Origin of the sequence: Pseudomonas sp. CM25 (assembly GCF_013179705.1) — a bacterium.
Lineage (GTDB): Bacteria > Pseudomonadota > Gammaproteobacteria > Pseudomonadales > Pseudomonadaceae > Aquipseudomonas.
In genome coordinates, this window is the sequence record NZ_JABMCW010000589.1 from 1 (window position 1) to 1,886 (window position 1,886).

The 1,886-nt window shown below is 60.6% G+C and carries 2 protein-coding genes; both read left to right on the top strand.

Translation table 11 applies throughout. The annotated features are described in order from the left end of the window. On the top strand, positions 1–803 hold an 803-nt coding region (locus tag HP546_RS29740; RefSeq protein WP_172233308.1), incomplete at its 5' end, for an acyl-CoA dehydrogenase family protein. Positions 804–1,069: 266 nt separating this feature from the next. Beyond that, the coding region (locus HP546_RS29745; RefSeq protein ID WP_172233312.1) for a PAAR domain-containing protein at positions 1,070–1,886 on the top strand (817 nt) is incomplete at its 3' end.

Genomic DNA, 1,886 nt, shown 5'->3' on the forward strand with positions numbered 1-1,886 from the left:
CGGACGCTACCAACATGGCCGCCACGGCCGTGCGTGACGGCGACCAATGGCTGATCAACGGCCGCAAATGGTGGACCTCCGGCGCTTGCGATCCGCGCTGCAAAGTGATGATTTTCATGGGCCTGTCCGATCCTGAGGGGCCGCGTCACCAGCAGCATTCGATGGTGCTGGTGCCCACCGATGCGCCCGGCGTGAAGATTGTCCGCCCGCTCCCGGTGTTCGGCTATGACGATGCCCCTCACGGCCATGCCGAAGTCCTGTTCGAGAACGTGCGGGTACCGTACGAAAACGTGCTCCTGGGCGAGGGCCGCGGTTTCGAGATTGCCCAGGGGCGCCTGGGCCCGGGCCGTATCCATCACTGCATGCGCTCGATCGGCATGGCCGAGCGCGCGCTGGAGCTGATGTGCAAGCGGGCGGTGGAACGCACCGCGTTTGGCCGGCCACTGGCACGCCTGGGCGGCAACGTCGACAAGATCGCCGACTCGCGCATGGAGATCGACATGGCCCGGCTGCTGACACTGAAAGCCGCCTATATGATGGACACGGTCGGCAACAAGGTCGCCCGCAGCGAGATCGCGCAGATCAAGGTGGTGGCGCCGAACGTGGCGTTGAAGGTGATCGACCGCGCCATCCAGATACATGGCGGGGCAGGGGTAAGCGGCGACTTCCCGCTGGCCTACATGTATGCCATGCAGCGCACCTTGCGCCTGGCCGACGGACCTGACGAGGTACACCGGGCGGCGATTGGCAAGTACGAGCTTGGCAAGTATGTGCCGGTGGAGATGTTGCGAAGCGGGCGATGAATTACTGACTTCATTGTCAGACTGAAGCCATGCGCTCTTACAGGTGAGCGTATTTCGGCCTTGCCGTATGCGTCTGGCTGCAGTCGGATGAATTATATTTGTGATGTAGGAAATTTGATTTTCTCCGCCAAGAAAACCCCCGGCTTGTTCTGCAAAACATACTTTGGCCCATTTGTAGGAAACATCTGATTTTCGACTCAGGCCACTTGTATCTCCCATGCTGATGTTAGGTTTTAACCTCAACTTCGTGCACGGGGAGTTTGCATATGCGCACCAGTCTAGAGGGAAAAGGTCAGGCAGTAGATGGCGATGTAACCACAACGGGGGCGGTGTGTATTGCCACGGATGCAGGCTATCTCGACGAGGGCCGAATGGTGCTGCGCGAAGGTGATCACACCACGCCATGCCCCCTGTGTGGCCAGGAAGGGATCATCGCCGAAGGGGCGGATTTCGTCATCTCTGACGGCCGGCATGTCGCCATGGATGGTGCTCTGGTCCTCTGTGGCTGCCCGCCGGGCAGTAATCGCGTGGTCGCACCGTTGAGTGGAGCATTTGTGCCGATGCGCTCCGTTGCCCGACATGCGCCTACCCATTTTGCCGAGGCATCAACCCCCGTCTACCCCGAACGTTTTTCTCAGTCCGCGGTAGGTGCGATGCCCGGTACTCTGGAGCCTGGGTTCTACGTTATTCCGCGGCGCATGTCGTTCCCGCAGGTGCTGCTTGAACTGGCCGAACACGATGCCACGTTACCAATTTCCCGGCTGCAGCGGCTCAATCCTACGTTCGAACAGGGGTTCAAGGCAGGGGAAATTTTCGTCATCGGTGACCCTGACAACGGTGACGCCTGCACTCGCGAGGAAGGCCAGCTGATGGCGGCGGCGCAGCACGCACGCCGTGCGCTGGCGGTGCTGGATTTCGCCGAAGCGGATTTCATGATGGCGCACCAGGCCGAGATTGCGGGGTTGCTCAGCAATGCCAGCCAGTCTATGGGCGTGGGCAAGGATATGCTGGACCAGGGTTTGAAGCAGGTCAGTGGCACGTTGACCAGGATCGAGCAGTTGCATCAGCGGGAATTCATGCGCC